Annotated in this window: 15 protein-coding genes; 10 read left to right on the top strand and 5 right to left on the bottom strand. The window is 68.7% G+C overall.

Annotated features, from left to right (window positions below):
- From HZF05_RS12590 to HZF05_RS12575, 4 genes are all read left to right on the top strand, one after another.
- A complete protein-coding gene (locus HZF05_RS12590) occupies positions 1-1,560 on the top strand; it encodes an efflux transporter outer membrane subunit (protein WP_160366707.1) in 1,560 nt (519 codons plus the stop codon).
- Positions 1,561-1,682: 122 nt separating this feature from the next.
- Positions 1,683-2,954, top strand: coding sequence for a 3-methyl-2-oxobutanoate dehydrogenase (2-methylpropanoyl-transferring) subunit alpha (locus tag HZF05_RS12585; protein ID WP_160366706.1), 1,272 nt, complete (start codon positions 1,683-1,685; stop codon positions 2,952-2,954).
- A 5-nt stretch (positions 2,955-2,959) separates the two neighbouring features.
- On the top strand, positions 2,960-3,964 hold the full coding sequence (locus tag HZF05_RS12580; RefSeq protein WP_160366777.1) for an alpha-ketoacid dehydrogenase subunit beta: 1,005 nt from the start codon (positions 2,960-2,962) through the stop codon (positions 3,962-3,964).
- Between the two features lie 4 nt (positions 3,965-3,968).
- Complete coding sequence (locus HZF05_RS12575) at positions 3,969-5,249, top strand: dihydrolipoamide acetyltransferase family protein (protein ID WP_160366705.1); 1,281 nt, start codon at positions 3,969-3,971, stop codon at positions 5,247-5,249.
- 4 nt (positions 5,250-5,253) lie between these two features.
- Here the strand turns inward: HZF05_RS12575 and HZF05_RS12570 are convergent, their stop codons facing one another.
- Positions 5,254-6,516 (bottom strand): multidrug effflux MFS transporter, encoded by a 1,263-nt coding sequence (locus tag HZF05_RS12570; protein ID WP_160366704.1) that lies wholly within the window; start codon positions 6,514-6,516, stop codon positions 5,254-5,256.
- A 61-nt stretch (positions 6,517-6,577) separates the two neighbouring features.
- On the bottom strand, positions 6,578-7,558 hold the full coding sequence (gene glk, locus HZF05_RS12565) for a glucokinase (protein ID WP_160366703.1): 981 nt from the start codon (positions 7,556-7,558) through the stop codon (positions 6,578-6,580).
- Positions 7,559-7,727: 169 nt separating this feature from the next.
- Here glk and HZF05_RS12560 point away from each other — a divergent pair, with 169 nt between their 5' ends.
- The gene (locus HZF05_RS12560; RefSeq protein ID WP_160366702.1) at positions 7,728-10,145 is read left to right on the top strand and encodes a glycoside hydrolase family 3 protein; all 2,418 of its coding nucleotides are present in this window, start codon (positions 7,728-7,730) and stop codon (positions 10,143-10,145) included.
- 26 nt (positions 10,146-10,171) lie between these two features.
- Here HZF05_RS12560 and HZF05_RS12555 read toward each other — a convergent pair whose 3' ends face one another.
- Genes HZF05_RS12555 through HZF05_RS12545 form a run of 3 tightly spaced genes read right to left on the bottom strand, consistent with a single transcriptional unit; the run spans position 10,172 to position 11,439 of the window.
- The gene (locus tag HZF05_RS12555) at positions 10,172-10,573 is read right to left on the bottom strand and encodes an EVE domain-containing protein (protein WP_160366701.1); all 402 of its coding nucleotides are present in this window, start codon (positions 10,571-10,573) and stop codon (positions 10,172-10,174) included.
- Positions 10,574-10,576: 3 nt separating this feature from the next.
- A complete protein-coding gene (locus HZF05_RS12550; RefSeq protein ID WP_160366700.1) occupies positions 10,577-10,987 on the bottom strand; it encodes a PaaI family thioesterase in 411 nt (136 codons plus the stop codon).
- The gene (locus HZF05_RS12545; protein WP_160366699.1) at positions 10,987-11,439 is read right to left on the bottom strand and encodes a PaaI family thioesterase; all 453 of its coding nucleotides are present in this window, start codon (positions 11,437-11,439) and stop codon (positions 10,987-10,989) included. The genes HZF05_RS12550 and HZF05_RS12545 overlap by 1 nt, the downstream gene beginning before the upstream one ends.
- Before the next feature lie 131 nt (positions 11,440-11,570).
- On the opposite strand from HZF05_RS12545, the gene HZF05_RS12540 reads away from it, so the two are divergent.
- The 5 genes from HZF05_RS12540 to HZF05_RS12520 are packed head-to-tail and all read left to right on the top strand — an operon-like array spanning position 11,571 to position 16,070.
- The gene (locus HZF05_RS12540) at positions 11,571-11,753 is read left to right on the top strand and encodes a hypothetical protein (RefSeq protein WP_160366698.1); all 183 of its coding nucleotides are present in this window, start codon (positions 11,571-11,573) and stop codon (positions 11,751-11,753) included.
- 2 nt (positions 11,754-11,755) lie between these two features.
- The gene (locus tag HZF05_RS12535) at positions 11,756-12,694 is read left to right on the top strand and encodes a hypothetical protein (protein ID WP_160366697.1); all 939 of its coding nucleotides are present in this window, start codon (positions 11,756-11,758) and stop codon (positions 12,692-12,694) included.
- Positions 12,682-13,620: a transposase gene (locus tag HZF05_RS12530; protein ID WP_160366696.1), complete on the top strand. Its 939-nt coding sequence runs from the start codon at positions 12,682-12,684 to the stop codon at positions 13,618-13,620. The genes HZF05_RS12535 and HZF05_RS12530 overlap by 13 nt, the downstream gene beginning before the upstream one ends.
- A 52-nt stretch (positions 13,621-13,672) precedes the next feature.
- Positions 13,673-14,293 (top strand): winged helix-turn-helix domain-containing protein, encoded by a 621-nt coding sequence (locus tag HZF05_RS22310; RefSeq protein ID WP_160366695.1) that lies wholly within the window; start codon positions 13,673-13,675, stop codon positions 14,291-14,293.
- Between the two features lie 43 nt (positions 14,294-14,336).
- Positions 14,337-16,070, top strand: coding sequence for a DUF885 domain-containing protein (locus HZF05_RS12520; RefSeq protein WP_160366694.1), 1,734 nt, complete (start codon positions 14,337-14,339; stop codon positions 16,068-16,070).

Below are 16,070 nucleotides of genomic sequence, written 5' to 3'. Positions count from 1 at the left end.
ATGATGCGCCTTCGCAGCCCCCTCGCCGTCCTGCCCGCGCTGGCGCTCGCCGCCTGCGCCGTGGGGCCGAACTACAAGCCTCCGGTCGTGCAGGCCGATGCCAAGCAGCCCTTCGTAGAGGGGCAGGCGTCGACCATGCTGTCGGGCCAGCCGCTGCCGGACAAATGGTGGGAGATGTTCCAGGATCCGGCGCTCGACCGGCTGATCCAGGACGCGTTCGCCTACAATACCGACATCCGCGTCGCGGCCGGCAACCTGCGCAAGGCGCGCGGCGTGCTCAGCGAGGCGCGGGCCGGGCGGCTTCCGACCACCGATCTCTCGGCGGGATACAATCGCATCCGCGTCGGCGCCGACAGCGACAGCGCCGGCACCGCGACGGGTGGATCGACGACGACCGTCCCCACCGGCGGCGGCAACGGCCCCAGCCACTACGACTTCAACTACTATCAGGCAGGCTTCGATGCGTCCTACGAGGTGGACCTGTTTGGCCGCGTCTCGCGCTCGATCGAGGCCTCGCGGGGCGATGCGGCGGCCGCGCAGGCCGCGCTCGACGGGGCGCGCATCTCGATCGCCGCGCAGGTCGCGCAAAGCTATGCCGACGCCTGCGGCTATGCCGCGCAGGCCGACGTGGCGCGCGAGACGGCGCGCCTGCAGGGCAACACCCGCGATCTGACGCAGCGCCTGCTCGATGCAGGGCGCGGCACGCGTCGCGATGTCGACCAGGCGGAAGTGACGGTGGAGCAGGCCAAGGCGCAGGTGCCGCAGCTGGAGGGCGAACGCCGTGCCCAGCTCTACGCCCTCGCCGCGCTGACCGGCCGTCCGCCGGCCGAGATCGACGGCGACGCGTCGGCCTGCCGGATCGTGCCCAAGGTGAAGACGGTGATCCCGGTCGGCGACGGCGCCACCCTCCTCGCTCGCCGGCCGGACGTTCGCGAGGCCGAGCGCACGCTCGCCGCGGACACCGCGCGGATCGGCGTCGCCACCGCCGCGCTCTTCCCCTCGGTGACGCTCGCCGGATCGCTGTCGCTGGGTGCACCGCATATCGGCGACATCGGCAAGTCGGCCTCGTTCGGCTATTCGGTCGGCCCGCTGATCAGCTGGACCTTCCCGAATATCGCAGTGGCGACCGCCAAGATCCGCCAGGCAAGGGGGCAGACCGACGCCTCGCTGGCCAGCTTCCAGGGCACGGTACTGACCGCGCTCAAGGAAACCGAGCAGGCGCTCGCCCGCTATTCGGCGGCGCTCGACCAGAATGCGGCGCTCGCCCGCGCGGCGGCGGCGGCGGACGATGCCGCCAAGCTCTCGCGCATCCGCTTCGATACCGGGCGCGACAACTTCCTGAACCTGCTGGTCTCCGAGCAGGATCGCGCTTCGGCGCGCTCGGCGCTCGCCCAGTCGGATCAGCAGGTTGCCGACGCGCAAGTTTCGCTGTTCAAGGCACTCGGCGGCGGCTGGGAAAATGCCCCGCCGATCGCCAATGCGGCGCCCGGCGCGGTGTCCGGCAACCCCTCTGTGCAGCGCGGCAGCTTCGCTGTGCCTGTTTCACAGAAGGGTAATTAAGCTGCGCTGCAACATAACATAATTACAATACCCTCTTTTCCTCTCGGGTGGGCAGCGCTAGGGAGCCGATCGGATTCGCGCGGCGTTTGTCGTCATGCGGATGATCCGTTGAGGAGGATGGAATGGCCGACGAGCCGGGCCGCAACCTGCGGTCGCTCTCGCTCCACGTGCCCGAGCCGAAATACCGGCCCGGCGACAAGGTGTCGTTCGACGACATGCCGCTTCCCGAGGCGGGCAGCGTCGCCCGCCCCGACATCGCCGCCGCGCCGAACACGCTGCGCGACTACCCCTTCACCCTGATCCGCGTGCTCGATCCCGAGGGCAAGGCCGTCGGCGAATGGAACCCGCGCCTCGAGCCCGATCGCATCCGCGCCATCCTGCGCGCGATGACGCTGACCCGCGCCTTCGACGATCGCATGTTCCGCGCCCAGCGGCAGGGCAAGACCAGCTTCTACATGAAGTGCACCGGTGAGGAGGCGATCGCCGTCTCCCAGGCCTTCGCGCTCGATCGCGACGACATGTGCTTCCCGTCCTACCGCCAGCAGGGCCTGCTCATCGCGCGCGACTGGTCGCTGGTCGACATGATGTGCCAGATCTATTCGAACGCAGGCGACCGGCTGAAGGGCCGCCAGCTGCCGATCATGTATTCGGCCAAGGAAGCGGGTTTCTTCTCCATCTCGGGCAATCTCGGCACGCAATATCCGCAGGCCGTGGGCTGGGCGATGGCGTCGGCCGCCAAGGGCGACACCCGCATCGCGGCGAGCTGGGTCGGCGAGGGCACCACGGCGGAGGGCGATTTCCATGCCGCCTGCACCTTCGCCAGCGTGTTCCGCGCGCCGGTGGTGCTCAACATCGTCAACAACCAGTGGGCGATCTCCTCCTTCGCGGGCTTTGCCGGCGGCGAGAACACGACGTTTGCCGCAAGGGGCCTCGGCTACGGCATCGCGGCGCTACGCGTGGACGGCAACGACGCGCTCGCCGTCTATGCCGCGACCGAATGGGCCGCCGAGCGCGCCCGCTCCAACCACGGCCCCACCCTGATCGAGCATTTCACCTATCGCGTCGAGGCGCACTCCACCTCGGACGATCCCAGCGCCTACCGCCCCGCCGACGAGGGCCAGCACTTCCCGCTCGGTGATCCGATCGAGCGCTTGAAGACACACCTGATCGCGATCGGCGAATGGGACGACGCCAGCCACGAAGCGCTCAAGGCCGAGGTGACGGCGCAGGTCCGCGATGCGGGCAAGGAAGCCGAGAAGCTCGGCACCCTCTCCGGCACCGCCTTCAACCACGGCTTCGAGACGATCTTCGAAGATGTCTTCGCCGAAATGCCGCCGCACCTGAAGGAACAGATGGAGCAGAGCATCGAAGAACGCAGGGTGGCCGGCGTATGACCCGCATGAACATGATCCAGGCGATCAATTCCGCCATGGACGTCGTGATGGAGCGCGACGACGGCGTCACCGTGCTGGGCGAGGATGTCGGCTATTTCGGCGGCGTGTTCCGCGCCACCGCGGGCCTCCAGAAGAAATACGGCAAGACCCGCGTGTTCGACGCGCCGATCAACGAATGCGGCATCATCGGCGTCGCGATCGGCATGGCCGCCTACGGCCTGCGCCCGGTGCCGGAGATCCAGTTCGCCGACTACATCTATCCGGGCATGGACCAGCTCATCTCGGAAGCGGCGCGGCTGCGCTATCGCTCGAACGGCGACTTCACCTGCCCGATCACGGTGCGCTCGCCCTTCGGCGGCGGCATCTTCGGCGGGCAGACCCATTCGCAGTCGCCCGAGGGCATCTTCACCCACGTCTCGGGACTCAAGACGGTGATCCCGTCCAACCCCTACGACGCCAAGGGTCTGCTGATCGCGGCGATCGAGGATCCGGACCCGGTACTCTTCTTCGAGCCCAAGCGCATCTACAACGGCCCGTTCGACGGCCATTACGATCGCCCGGTCCAGCCCTGGTCCAAGCATGACTCGTCCGAGGTGCCGGAGGGTTACTACAACATCCCGCTCGGCAAGGCCGCCGTGGTGCGTGCCGGCGAGGCGGTTACGATCCTCTGCTACGGCACGATGGTCCACGTCGCGCTGGGCGTGGCGCAGGAAAGCGGGATCGATGCCGAGATCATCGACCTGCGCACCCTCGTTCCCCTCGATATCGAGACGATCGCCGCCTCGGTCGAGAAGACCGGCCGCTGCGTGATCGTCCACGAGGCGACGCGCACCTCGGGCTTCGGCGCCGAGCTGTCCGCGCAGGTGCAGGAGCGCTGCTTCCACCATCTCGAGGCCCCGATCGAGCGCGTGACGGGATGGGACACGCCTTACCCGCACAGCCTCGAATGGGCCTATTTCCCCGGACCCGTCCGCTTGGGCCAGGCGCTCAAGCGCGTGATGAAGGATTGATCGCATGGCGCGCGTAAACTTCCGCCTCCCCGACATCGGCGAAGGCATCGCCGAGGCCGAGATCGTGACCTGGCACGTCAAGGTCGGCGATATGGTCGAGGAGGACCAGCCCGTCGCCGACATGATGACCGACAAGGCGACCGTCGAGATGGCGGCGCCGGTCTCCGGCAAGGTGATCGAGGTGGCCGGCGCGGTCGGCGACCAGATCGCGATCGGATCGACGCTCGTGGTGTTCGAGACCGAGGGTGGCGAGGAGGCTGCGCCTGCTCCGGTTGCGGAGGAAGAGCCGGTGGCAGCGCCCGCCCCACAGGACACCGTTCGTCCTGAGCCTGTCGAAGGACGGGCCGCGAGCGCGGCGCCTGAAGCCCGTGCTGCGACTTCGCTCAGCACGAACGGGGGAGAGACGCGCAAGGTGTTGGCCTCCCCCGCCGTGCGCCAGCGCGCCAAGGAGCTGGGTGTCGATCTTGGCGACGTCCACCCCGCCGCCGGCGACCGGGTGAAGCATTCCGATCTCGACGCCTTCCTGAAATATCAGGGCGGCGGTTCTGTCCCGGCGCGCTCCACTGCCGCCCCGATCGCGGCCGGCGAGGACGAGATCGAGGAGATCAAGGTCGCCGGCCTGCGCCGCCGGATCGCCGAGAACATGGCCGAGGCGAAGCGCCGCATCCCGCATTTCGCCTACGTGGACGAGGTGGACGTCACCGCCGTCGAGGCGCTGCGTGCCGCGATGAACGAGACGCGCGGCGAGCGGCCCAAGCTCACCATGCTGCCCTTCCTGATCCGCGCGATCAGCAAGGCGGCGCGCGACTTCCCGATGGTCAACGCCCGCTTCGACGACGAGGCGGGCGTGGTCCAGCGCCACTCCGCCGTGCATCTCGGCATGGCGACGCAGACCGACGCGGGCCTCTCCGTCCCCGTCATCCGCGACGCGCAGGCCTATGACGTGTGGGGTCTCGCCGCCGAGATCGTCCGCCTCGCCGACGCCACCCGACGCGGCAAGGCCAAGCGCGAGGAGCTGTCCGGCTCCACCATCACACTGACCTCGCTCGGCGCGCTCGGCGGCATCGTCTCGACCCCGGTGATCAACCGGCCCGAGGTGGCGATCGTCGGCGTCAACAAGATGGTCGAGCGTCCCGTCGTGATCGACGGCCGCATCGAGGTGCGCAAGATGATGAACCTGTCCTCGTCCTTCGATCATCGCGTGGTCGACGGCATGGACGCGGCGAAGTTCATCCAGGCGGTGCGCAAACTGATCGAGGTGCCGGCACTGCTGTTCGCGGACTGAGGTCTCAGGCACCCATGCGAGGGCGGAACAGGCGTCCGCCCTCGGTCACCAGGATGATCGCCAGCCCGGCCAAGCCGGCCAGAGCGAAGCCGGCGGTCATCGGCACGGTGGTGCCGTTGAAGCTCTGGCTGATCGCGAAGCCGAGCAGCGCGCCGCCGGACGTCGTGACGAAGCCCTGGAGCGAGGCGGCGGTGCCGGCCACATCGGCGAGCGGCTCCATCGCCATCGCGCCGAAATTGCCCATCGACAGGCCGAAGCAGAACATCGCCAGTGCCTGACACAGCGCGAAGCTGCGGATCGTCTCGTGCCCCGACATGGCGATGGCGAGGTGAACCAGTTCGATCGCGATGAACCCCAGCAGGGCACCGTGCGAGACGCGCCGCGTGCCCAGCCGCTCGACGATGCGCGAATTGATCAGCGAAGAGACCGCCATCATGCTGGCGATCGCGGCGAACACGGCGGGCATGAGCTTGGGCCTGTGGAACACGTCGGCGAAGATCGGCTCGACCGAGTTGATGAAGCCGAACATCGCGCTGGTGATCACCGTCTGGGTGAGCATGTAGCCGAGCGCCTGTCGCTCGGTCAGGCTGCGGCGTATGCCAGCCATGATCGAACCGAGCGCGATCGGACGGCGATATTCGGGATGCAATGTCTCGGGCAGGCGCAGCCCAGCCCAGGCCGCCACCACCACCCCGTAGAGGCACAAGGCCCAGAACAGGCCGCGCCACGGCACGAACAGCATCAGCACCTGGCCGAGAGATGGGGCGAGTACCGGCACGATGATGAACACCATCATCGCGAGGCTCATCACGCGCGCCATCTGCCGCCCGCCATAGCAGTCGCGCACCACCGACACGGTGACGGTGCGGGTTGCGGCGACGGCCACACCCTGCATAACGCGGCAGACGAGCAGCAGCTCGAAGGTGGGTGTGATCGCCGTGCCCAGCGAGAAGAGCGCGTAGAAGGCCATGCCGCCGAGCAGGATCGGCCGCCGCCCGAACCGATCCGAGACCGGGCCATAGAGAATGTTCGCTCCGCCGAAGCCCAGCAGATAGGCGGTGATGATCCACTGCCGTTGGCCCTCGTCGGTGATACCGAGCGAACCGCCGATCTGCGGCAGCGCCGGCAGCATGGTATCGATGGCGAGCGCGTTCATCGCCATCATCGCCGCCACCAGGGCAACGAACTCGCGAAAGCCGACGCCGGCGTGCGGGCCGGCGGCGGCGACGTGGGGCGCCATCTGCGCGTCGGGAGTCGTCCCGTCCATTCGGGCTTCCTTACGCCGCTGGAGGAGCGGCGCAAGGCCTATGCTGCACCTGCGAAGGCGATTATCGGCAGTGCTTTTCGGCGAAGGCCGCGGCCGCGCCGAGCAGCCCCGGCTGCGGGTGGGTGATGAGCTTCACCGGAATCTGCGCCATGCGCGCCTCGAACCGCCCCTTGGCGGTGTAGCGGCCGGCGAAGCCCGAGATCGGCAGGTGATCCGCGATGCGCACGCCGACGCCGCCGGCGATCACCGTGCCGCTCCACGCGCCGTGCGCCAGTGCGAGGTCGCCCGCCACCGATCCCAGCGACAGGCAGAAGCGGTCGAGCGCCGCCGAGGCCAGCACGTCGGAGCCGGACAGCGCGAGCTTCCAAAGTTCCTTATCATCGATATCGTGGGGCACGTTCCGCCCCTCGATCGCGGCGAGCGCCTCGTAGAGATTGACGAGGCCCGGGCCGGCGACGATCCGCTCGGTCGAGACGCGGCGGTAGCGATCGCGCAGGCGCTGCAGGATCTGGTCCTCCAGCTTGTCGAGCGGAGCGAAATCGACATGGCCGCCCTCGGTGGTGATGACGGTGATGTGCCCGCGGCTGCCACGGTGGAGCAGGGCCACGCCAAGTCCGGTGCCGGGGCCGACGATGCTGATCGAGCCCTCCTTGTGCAGCGGCACGTCCGGCCCGCAGACGTGGCGGAGATATTCGGGGCCGACGCGGCTCACCGCATAGGCGACCGCGCCGAAATCGTTGACCAGCTCGTAACGGTCGAGGCCGAGCGCGGACGGGATCAGTTCGGGCCGCAGCACCCACGGGCTGTTGGTGAGCTTGAGCACGGTGCCGTCGACCGGACCGGCGAAACTGATCGCGCCGTCCTTGGGAAGCGGCCGGCCGACCTTCTCCGAAAACGCCTCCCACGCGCTGCGCAGGCTGGCATAGGCATGGGTGGGCAGCGTCACCACCTCGCCCAGCTCGATCGCACCGTCGTCCTTCACCGTCGCGATGGTGAAGCGGGCATTGGTCCCCCCGATATCGACGGCAACGAGTTCAGTCATTCAGCCTCTCCATTCCGGCCCCGTCAGTACGTCACATCGACGGCAACCGTTCCCGCGGGGGCTGTTAGCATTGTTCTCTGAATGATGACAGCGCTTGTCATTGTCAACGATGTCAGCCACAAGATATCGCAGCGGCGGCCGCCTTCGAGCCGCCGACAGGGAGAGAGAGATGCGCTTCGTTCTGGCCGCCGGCGCGGCCCTTCTCGCGACCACGTCCGCCATGGCGCAGACCGCCCATCCCGCACTCTGGCCGAAAGCGCACAGCGTCGGGCTGGTCGACGCGAAGACAGAGGCGTTCGTCACGAGGCTGATGGCGCAGATGAGCCTGCGCGAGAAGGTCGGCCAGATGATCCAGGGCGACATCTCCTCGATCAAGCCGGAGGAACTGCGCGAATATCCGCTGGGATCGGTGCTGGGCGGCGGCAACTCCCCGCCCCTCTCCGGCAACGATCGCGGGCCGGTGGGCGACTGGATCAAGACTGCCGAAGCCTTCCGCCAGATTGCGATCGAGAAGCGCCCCGGCCACGTCCCGATCCCGACCATCTTCGGCATGGATTCGGTGCACGGCAATTCGAACGTGCTGGGCGCGACCGTCTTCCCGCACAATATCGGCCTCGGTGCGATGCGCGATCCGGCGCTGATGGAGAAGATCGGCGCGGTGACGGCGGCGGAGAGCGCAGCCTCCGGCTTCGACTGGGCGTTCGGGCCGACCGTCACCGTGCCGCAGGACGATCGCTGGGGGCGCAGCTACGAAGGCTATTCGGAACGCCCCGACATCACGAAACTGTACGCCGCCGCGATGGTGCGCGGCCTGCAGGGCGCGCCCGGCACGACGCGCGTCCAGAACGGCAAGGTCGCCGCCTCGATCAAGCATTTCATCGCCGACGGCGGCACCCATGACGGCATCGACCAGGGCGACGCGCGGATCGACGAGCGGACGCTGATCGATACGCACGCGCCCGGCTACATCTCCGGCATCGACGCCGGGGCGATGACGGTGATGGCGAGCTTCTCCTCGTGGAACGGCGTGAAGAACCACGGCAACAAGAGCCTGCTGACCGACGTGCTCAAGGGCCGGCTCGGCTTCGAGGGCTTCGTGGTCGGCGACTGGAACGCGCATGGGCAGGTGCCCGGCTGCACGCCCGGCGACTGCGCCGCGACCTTCAATGCCGGGCTCGACATGGCGATGGTGCCCAACGACTGGAAGGCGCTGTTCGAGAACACCCTGCGCGAGGTGCAGGAGGGCAAGATCCCGATGGCCCGCGTCGACGATGCGGTGCGGCGCATCCTGCGCGTGAAGGCGAAGCTCGGCCTGTTCGATCCGGCGCGGCCCTATGAGGTGAAGGCCGAGCTCGGCGCGCCGGAACATCGCGCGGTGGCGCGTCAGGCGGTGGCCGAATCGCTGGTGCTGCTCAAGAACAACGGCGCGCTACTGCCGATCAAGCCGGGGCAGAAGGTGCTCGTCACCGGCAGCCATGCCGACGATGTCGGACTGCAATCGGGCGGCTGGACGCTCTCGTGGCAAGGGACCGGCAACACCAATGCCGATTTCCCCGGCGCGACGACGATCTGGGGCGGCCTCAAGGCCGCGATCGAGGCGGCCGGCGGCACCGCGACGCTGAGCGCGGACGGCAGCGTGACGGGGCCGAAGCCCGATGTCGCCGTCGTCGTGTTTGGGGAGCAGCCTTATGCCGAGATGGTCGGCGACATCGCCACGCTGGAATTCCAGCCCGGCGACAAGCAGGCGCTGGCCGAGCTCAAGGCGTTGAAGGCGCAGGGCATCCCGGTCGTCTCGGTGTTCCTCTCGGGCCGTCCGCTCTGGGTGAATCCGGAGCTCAACCAGTCCGACGCCTTCGTCGCCGCCTTCCTGCCCGGCACCGAGGGCGAAGGCATCGCCGACGTGCTGGTCGCGAAGAAGGACGGCACGCCGAACAAGGATTTCCGCGGCAGGCTCAGCTTCAGCTGGCCGAAGAACGCGGCGCAGTTCGCCAACAATGTCGGCCAGCCGGGCTACGATCCGCTGTTCGCCTACGGCTACGGCCTGACCTACGCCAGCCGCATTACGGTTCCGCAGTTGAGCGAGGTGCCGGGCATCGACACCTCGCTCGCCAACGTCTCGACCTATTTCACGCCGGGGAAGGTCGCCCCGCCGTGGAAGCTCTCCGAGGACGGCGCGGTGACGATGAAGAATGTCGACGGCGCCGGGCGGCAGGAGGCGGCGCGGCAATATGCCTTCACCGGCGCGGGCCATGTCCGCGTCACCGGCCCGAGCATCGACCTCTCGCGCCAGACCAACGCGCAGATGAGCCTGCGCATCGACTATCGTGTGGATGCGAAGCCGGCAGGCAGGGTGACGCTCGGCGTGGGCGACAAGGCCGTGATCGACGCCACCAGCCTGTTCGCCGGCGCTGCACCCGGGGCATGGACCAGCGCCAAGATCCCGCTCGATTGCTTCCGCAAGGCGGGCACGGACGTTTCGAAAGTCTCCCAGCCCTTCCTGCTCGGGACGGATGCGGGCCTCACGGTCTCGATCGTCGGCCTCAAGCTGGACGCCGATCCTGCAGGGGCGGCTTGCCCTGCGCCCTGATCTGATCCTCCCCCGCCAGGGGAGGATTATGTCTCCGCCATCTTCAGCAGCAGCGCCCACTCGTCCGGCTCGACCTTCGAAACCGACAGCCGCGATTGCTTCAGCATCATCAGGTTCGCGAGCTTCGGTTCGGCCTTGATCGCGACCAGCGTCACCGGATGCGCCAGCGGCCGCACCGGCTTCACCGCGACGCTCGCCCATTTGCCGTCGTCGCCGTCGGGTTGCCAGGTGCGCGTCACCGCCATGATGCCGACGGCCGCCTTCTCGGTATTGGAATGGTAGAAGAGCGCCTCGTCGCCGACCGCCATCTCCTTCAGGAAATTGCGCGCGGTGTAGTTGCGCACGCCGTTCCACTCGGTCGCGCCGTCGCGGACGAGATCGTCCCACGAATAGGCGTCCGGCTCCGAACGCAGCACCCAATAGGCCATCGTCTATCCTTCTTCATTCCTTGTCGGCCGGCGCACCATCAGCGTCATGCGCGCCGACGCGATGAGCTTGTCGCGATCCTCCTGCCAGGCGAGCGCCTCGACATTGGCGATGCGGGTGCCCAGCCGCAGCACCGTGGCTGCCGCGAACGTGTCGCGCTCGCGCCCGCCGCGCATGAAATCGACGGTGACGTTGACGGGCTTGACGCTGACCCCCGCCTCGCCCTGCAAAGCCGCCATCAGCGTGCCGACCGCGGCGATCTCCAGCAGGCCGGCGAGCGCGCCGCCATGGAGGAAGTGCGGGCGCCCCGTCACCGATATGCCGAACGGCATGCGGAACAGCGGCCCGTTCTCGCAATCTTCCACCGATATCCCCAGGAAATGGCCATAGGGCGGCAATTTCGGCCGGGCACCCATCAGGCCGCGTCCGTCATCATGAAGGTGCCGGCGACGTGCGCGATCGGGTCCTCGGGATCGCCGTCATGCGCGATACCGCGTACGAACGCGATGCGGCGGGTGAGGCGGTAGCATTCGCCATGCCCGATCACCGTCCGCTCGGGCACGGCGGCGCGCAGATAGTCGATCCGCAAGTCGAGCGTCGCCTGCGGCTCGAACCGGCCGCGCCGCACCCAGGTGGCGAGGCTGGTCGCCATGTCCATCAGCGCGATGATCGGGCCGGAGGCGAGCACGCCCGTCTCCTCGTCGCCGACCAGCTCGGCCCGATAATCGAGCGCCAGCTCGACCCAGTCCTCGCCGTGCGCGATGTACCGCGCCCCGATCGCGCCGTTGTGCCCGAAGGACGAGACGGTTTTCGCCGCCAGGGCGGGATCGAAGGTCAACCCCGAATTGAAGTGGCTGCGCTGGGTCATCCCTGCCGCGATAGCCGCCGCCCGCGCGGGCGGCAACGGCATGTCGCGGGCGGCGGTTACAGCGATGTAATTTCCCGGCGCCCCGCCTGCAATCCTAGCCTCCGGACGCACCGATCGAAGGGGAAGGGACCATGCAAGAAGCTTCGGAGACTCGCGCACGCCGGCGGATCGCGCTGGATGCCATACCGGAGATGGCACGGCCGGTGGGCCTGTTCGGCACGCTGCAACGCGCCGAGGTGGGCGGATCGATCTGCTTCAGCGCGGTGGTGACGATCGGCATGTACAATTCGCTGCCGGGGCCGGGGGGCGGCTGACCATGGGCCCGGCGCTCGCCGCGTGGATGGGCGACGCCGCCGCGCGTGCGAAAACGCGGGCAATTGTGTCCGCCTTCGCGCGAGGCTGGGCGCGCGATACGCCGTTGCCGGCGCTGGCCTGCGCGCTCGACCGGCTCGCCGAGCCGACCGCCGAGGAAGTCGCGGCGCATGTCCGGCCGCTGCTGGAGGATGCCGGCTGGGCGGAAGCCATCGTCGCGCGCCTGGTCGCGGAGGTGCGGCGCGATCCGTTCTTCGAGCCGCCGCTGGTGCCGCTGCACAGCGACGTGCAGGCCGGGTTGCTGCTTTACGCGGGGCGCCACGCGGTGATCGGCCTCGGCGTCGGCGCGCTCGACCGGATGGCCGCGAAGAAGCGACGGCGGATCGACGGGTCGATCGCCTTTCCCGGCCATGCCTCGCTGATCCGCGCGCTCAGGGGCGGCGGCGCGACGCTCTCGCTGTGGACCGGCGGATGGCGCGATGGCGCACCGCTCGATCGCTGCCAGGCGGCGGGTATCCATCGACTGCGGGATGGCGAACTGATCGCGGTCGATGGGCGGACGACGAGCTTCCTCGTCGATCATGCCCGATCCGACATGCTGCTGCTCCACGCGACGATTCTTGCCGGCACCGCGCCGACCGCCTGCGAATATGATCGCGCGACGCTGCGCCTGACCGCGACCGGCGCCGCATCGGAGCGCGCCTCGCGGACGCAGTTGCTGACGACCCTGCTCGCCGCGCTCGACCGGCCCGATGCGGATGCCTTCGGTGCGGCGTCCCGCGCGGCCGAGCCGTTCGTGCGGTGGCATGCCCTGCGCGAGTGGCTGGCGCTCGATGCCGATGCCGCCGCCCGTCGCCTCGACGAGATGGCGCAGGCCGATCCCGATCCGGAACTGCGTGCCCTTGCGCGGACGGCGGCCGCGAGCATCCCGTGCCCCGCCTGATCGATCCCGGCCCGCGGCCCGCGCCGATCACGCTCGAGGAAGCCGTCGAGCGGCTGACCGATCTCGGCTTCGATCCCGAGGCGGAGGGCGCATGGGATGCCGCCGCGCCGATCCTCGCCGCGCTGTGCGCCAACCGCGAGTTCCTGGCCGCCTCGGCGATCGAGGAGTTGAAGCGAGGCGGCGCGCGCGATGGCCGCGATCATTACGGCCCGCAGGTGATCATGCTCGCGCGCGGGCCGACCAACTGGTTCCTGCGCGCCAACATGTGGCCGGCGGAAGGCGATGCCATCCTGCGCGCCAGCGGGCGCTCCGCCTTCTTCTACGACCTGCCGCACGATCACAATTTCAGCTTCCTGACTGTGGGCCACCACGGCCCCGGCTACGAATCCGATTACTGGGAGTATGACGGCGAGGCGCTGACCCTGCAGCCGGACGAAGCGACGGACCTGCGCTACACGGGGCGGCACCGGCTCGAGCCGGGTCGCATCATGCTCTATCGCGCGCATCGCGACGTGCACGACCAGAAGCCGCCCGCCGCCTTCTCGGTGACGCTCAACATCATGGAATCGAGCGGACGCGAGCCGTGGCGCAACCAGTATCGCTTCGATCCGGCGAGCGGCCGGGTCGACAGGCTGCTCAACACCACCGCGATCGAGGGCCTGCTGCCGCTGGCCGCGCACATGGGCGGCGGCAATGGCGAGGACCTTCTCCACCATCTGATGCGGCGGCATCCGGTCGATCGCATCCGGATCGGAGCGATGCAGGCGCTGGCAGGTGTGACGCCGGACGCGGTGTCCCGCCACGCCCTGCTGGACGGCGCGGCGCGCCTCGGCGATCCCGCCGTCTCCGGCGCCGCGATCCGGGCGCTGGCCGATCTGCCGGGCATCCTCGCATGGGCCGCAGGTCGATCCGAAACCGACGCGTAACGCCTATCGCGCCACCGCCGCCACGCCATTCTCGGGCGATGGGGGAAAGCGCGTGATCGTCAGGGTGGCGATGCCGGGGAGCGGGCATGCGTCGTTGCTCGATGCCCTGTCGACGCATGGCGTCATCGTCCTTCCCGCCGATGCGATCGATGCTGATGCGCTGCTCGTCCACGCCGCCGAGCTTCCCCGGCTGCTGCTGGAAACCGCCGCCAGCCTGCCGCTGCTGGTGATCGACGGCCCCGCCGACCCGCTCGCCCGCGCCACCCTGCTCGATCGCGGCGCGGCCGACGTGCTGGCCGATCCCGCCGATCCGGCCGAGCTGGCGGCGCGCCTGCGCGCAATCCTGCGCACCCGCCGCATGCCGCCGATCGCCTGCGCCGACCTCACCGTCGATCTGGTCGATCGCAAGGCCGAACGGTCGGGCAAGGCCCTGCCCCTCCACCCGCGCGAATTCGCGGTGCTGGGCGAGCTGGCGCGCCACCGCGACCGGCCGGTCGATCGCATGGCGCTGTTCCGCAGCGTCTGGCGGCGGCGCTTCGATCCCGGCACCAACGTCGTCGCCGTCACCGTCTCGCGGATGCGCGCCAAGGTGGACATCGGCTTCGCGCGCCCGCTGATCCACACGATCGGCGGCGCCTACATGCTCTCCGCCGAAGCGGTTGCGATGGCGTGACGCGCGGGGCAAGGTCGCGCCCGTTCCAACGGGGAGTTTGCCGATGCGCCGTGCCGTGTTTCTGCTGCCACTGCTGATCGCGGCGGCGCCCGCTCCGGACTGGAACGCGCGTTTCCTCACGCTCTCCAACGACGAATATCTCTGGCGCCTCGCCGACAGCGGCGAGCCGACCGAGCGCGGCCCGGCGGCGATCATGCCGCCTCACCTGCCGGACGTGTCGCCCGCCGCGCAGGCGGTCCGCACCGCGAAGTGGAACGACATGCTCCACCAACTCGATGCCATTCCCCAAACGGCGCTGAGCCCGGAGAACCGCGTCAATTACGCGGTCTATCGCGGCCAGATCGAGGCGCTTGCCGCCCAGCAGACATTCCGCGAATGGGAGAAACCGGTCAATTCGGACTCGCCATTCTGGCAGATCGACGTCGATCCCAAGCCGCTGCGATCCGACCAGGAATATCGGAACTATATCAGCCGGCTGTCCGAGACGCCGCGCTATTTCGACCAGCAGATGGCCAACATGAAGGCCGGCGAGGCGCGCGGTTTCACCGCACCCAAGGCGACGCTGGAGGGCCGCGACGGATCGATCGCGACGATCGCAAACGCGAAGACCGCCGAGGAAACCGGCTGGTGGGCGCCCTTCAAGGAGATGCCCGGCAACATCCCCGCCGCGCGGGCGGAGCAGCTTCGTGCGCAGGCCCGCACGGTCATCATGGCGAAGGTGGTGCCCGCCTACGCGAAGCTGCTCGATTACTGGAAGACCGATTACTTTCCCCACGCCAACCCGGTGCTGGCCGCCGAGAAGCTGCCCGACGGCGAAGCCTATTATCGCAGCAAGATCGCCGAGTTCACCACGCTCGACATGACGCCGGACCAGATCCATGCCTACGGCCTGCAGCAGGTCGCCTCGATCCATGCCGAGATGCTGGCCACCATGAAGCAGACCGGCTTCAAGGGCGATTTCCCGGCCTTCCTGCAATTCCTCCGCACCGATCCGCAATTCTATGCGAAGACCCCGCAGGCCCTGCTCGATCGCGCCGCCTGGGCCGCCAAGATGTTCGACGGCAAGGCCTCGACATGGTTCGGCCACCTGCCCCGCGCCCGCTTCGCCATCGTCCCCGTCCCCGCCGACATCGCGCCGACCTACACCTCGGGGCGCGGCGGGCCGGGCGTCTATCTGGTCAACACCTACGATCTGCCGAGCCGCCCGCTCTACCAGCTGACCGCGCTGACGCTCCACGAGAGCGCGCCCGGCCACGCCTTCCAGATCCCGCTGGCGCAGGAGAACAAGGACCAGCCGCGCTACCGCTCGGAAGGCTATATCTCGGCCTATGGCGAGGGCTGGGCACTCTATTGCGAGCGGCTCGGCGACGAGATGGGCATGTACCAGACGCCTTACGAGAAATTCGGTATGCTGAGCTTCCAGATGTGGCGCGCGGCGCGGCTGGTGGTGGATACCGGCGTCCACCATCTCGGCTGGACGCGCGAACAGGCGCAGAAGTACCTCCACGACAACACCGCGCTCGCCGATCACGACATCGAAACCGAGGTCGATCGCTACATCTCCTGGCCCGGCCAGGCGCTGAGCTATTATCTCGGCGAGAAGACGATCCGCGACGACCGCGCGCGCGCCGAGAAGGCGCTGGGGCCGAAATTCAACATCCGCGCCTTCCACGACGCGATCCTGCAGCTGGGATCGGTGCCGATGCGCGTGATCGATGCGCGCACCGACCAGTTCATCGCGGACGGCGGCAAGGGTCCCTATCCCGACGAGGAATGA

Origin of the sequence: Sphingomonas chungangi, assembly GCF_013778325.1 — a bacterium.
In the GTDB taxonomy this organism is placed as follows: Bacteria; Pseudomonadota; Alphaproteobacteria; order Sphingomonadales; family Sphingomonadaceae; genus Solisphingomonas; species Solisphingomonas chungangi.
Note: the sequence above shows the minus strand (reverse complement) of the source record. Positions and strands in the feature narration are given on the sequence as shown.

Coding starts and splice junctions, on each gene's coding strand:
- HZF05_RS12590 (WP_160366707.1), top strand. CDS start 1: ATGATGCGCCTTCGCAGCCCCCTCGCCGTCCTGCCCGCGCTGGCGCTC.
- HZF05_RS12585 (WP_160366706.1), top strand. CDS start 1,683: ATGGCCGACGAGCCGGGCCGCAACCTGCGGTCGCTCTCGCTCCACGTG.
- HZF05_RS12580 (WP_160366777.1), top strand. CDS start 2,960: ATGAACATGATCCAGGCGATCAATTCCGCCATGGACGTCGTGATGGAG.
- HZF05_RS12575 (WP_160366705.1), top strand. CDS start 3,969: ATGGCGCGCGTAAACTTCCGCCTCCCCGACATCGGCGAAGGCATCGCC.
- HZF05_RS12570 (WP_160366704.1), bottom strand. CDS start 6,516: ATGGACGGGACGACTCCCGACGCGCAGATGGCGCCCCACGTCGCCGCC.
- glk (WP_160366703.1), bottom strand. CDS start 7,558: ATGACTGAACTCGTTGCCGTCGATATCGGGGGGACCAATGCCCGCTTC.
- HZF05_RS12560 (WP_160366702.1), top strand. CDS start 7,728: ATGCGCTTCGTTCTGGCCGCCGGCGCGGCCCTTCTCGCGACCACGTCC.
- HZF05_RS12555 (WP_160366701.1), bottom strand. CDS start 10,573: ATGGCCTATTGGGTGCTGCGTTCGGAGCCGGACGCCTATTCGTGGGAC.
- HZF05_RS12550 (WP_160366700.1), bottom strand. CDS start 10,987: ATGGGTGCCCGGCCGAAATTGCCGCCCTATGGCCATTTCCTGGGGATA.
- HZF05_RS12545 (WP_160366699.1), bottom strand. CDS start 11,439: ATGACCCAGCGCAGCCACTTCAATTCGGGGTTGACCTTCGATCCCGCC.
- HZF05_RS12540 (WP_160366698.1), top strand. CDS start 11,571: ATGCAAGAAGCTTCGGAGACTCGCGCACGCCGGCGGATCGCGCTGGAT.
- HZF05_RS12535 (WP_160366697.1), top strand. CDS start 11,756: ATGGGCCCGGCGCTCGCCGCGTGGATGGGCGACGCCGCCGCGCGTGCG.
- HZF05_RS12520 (WP_160366694.1), top strand. CDS start 14,337: ATGCGCCGTGCCGTGTTTCTGCTGCCACTGCTGATCGCGGCGGCGCCC.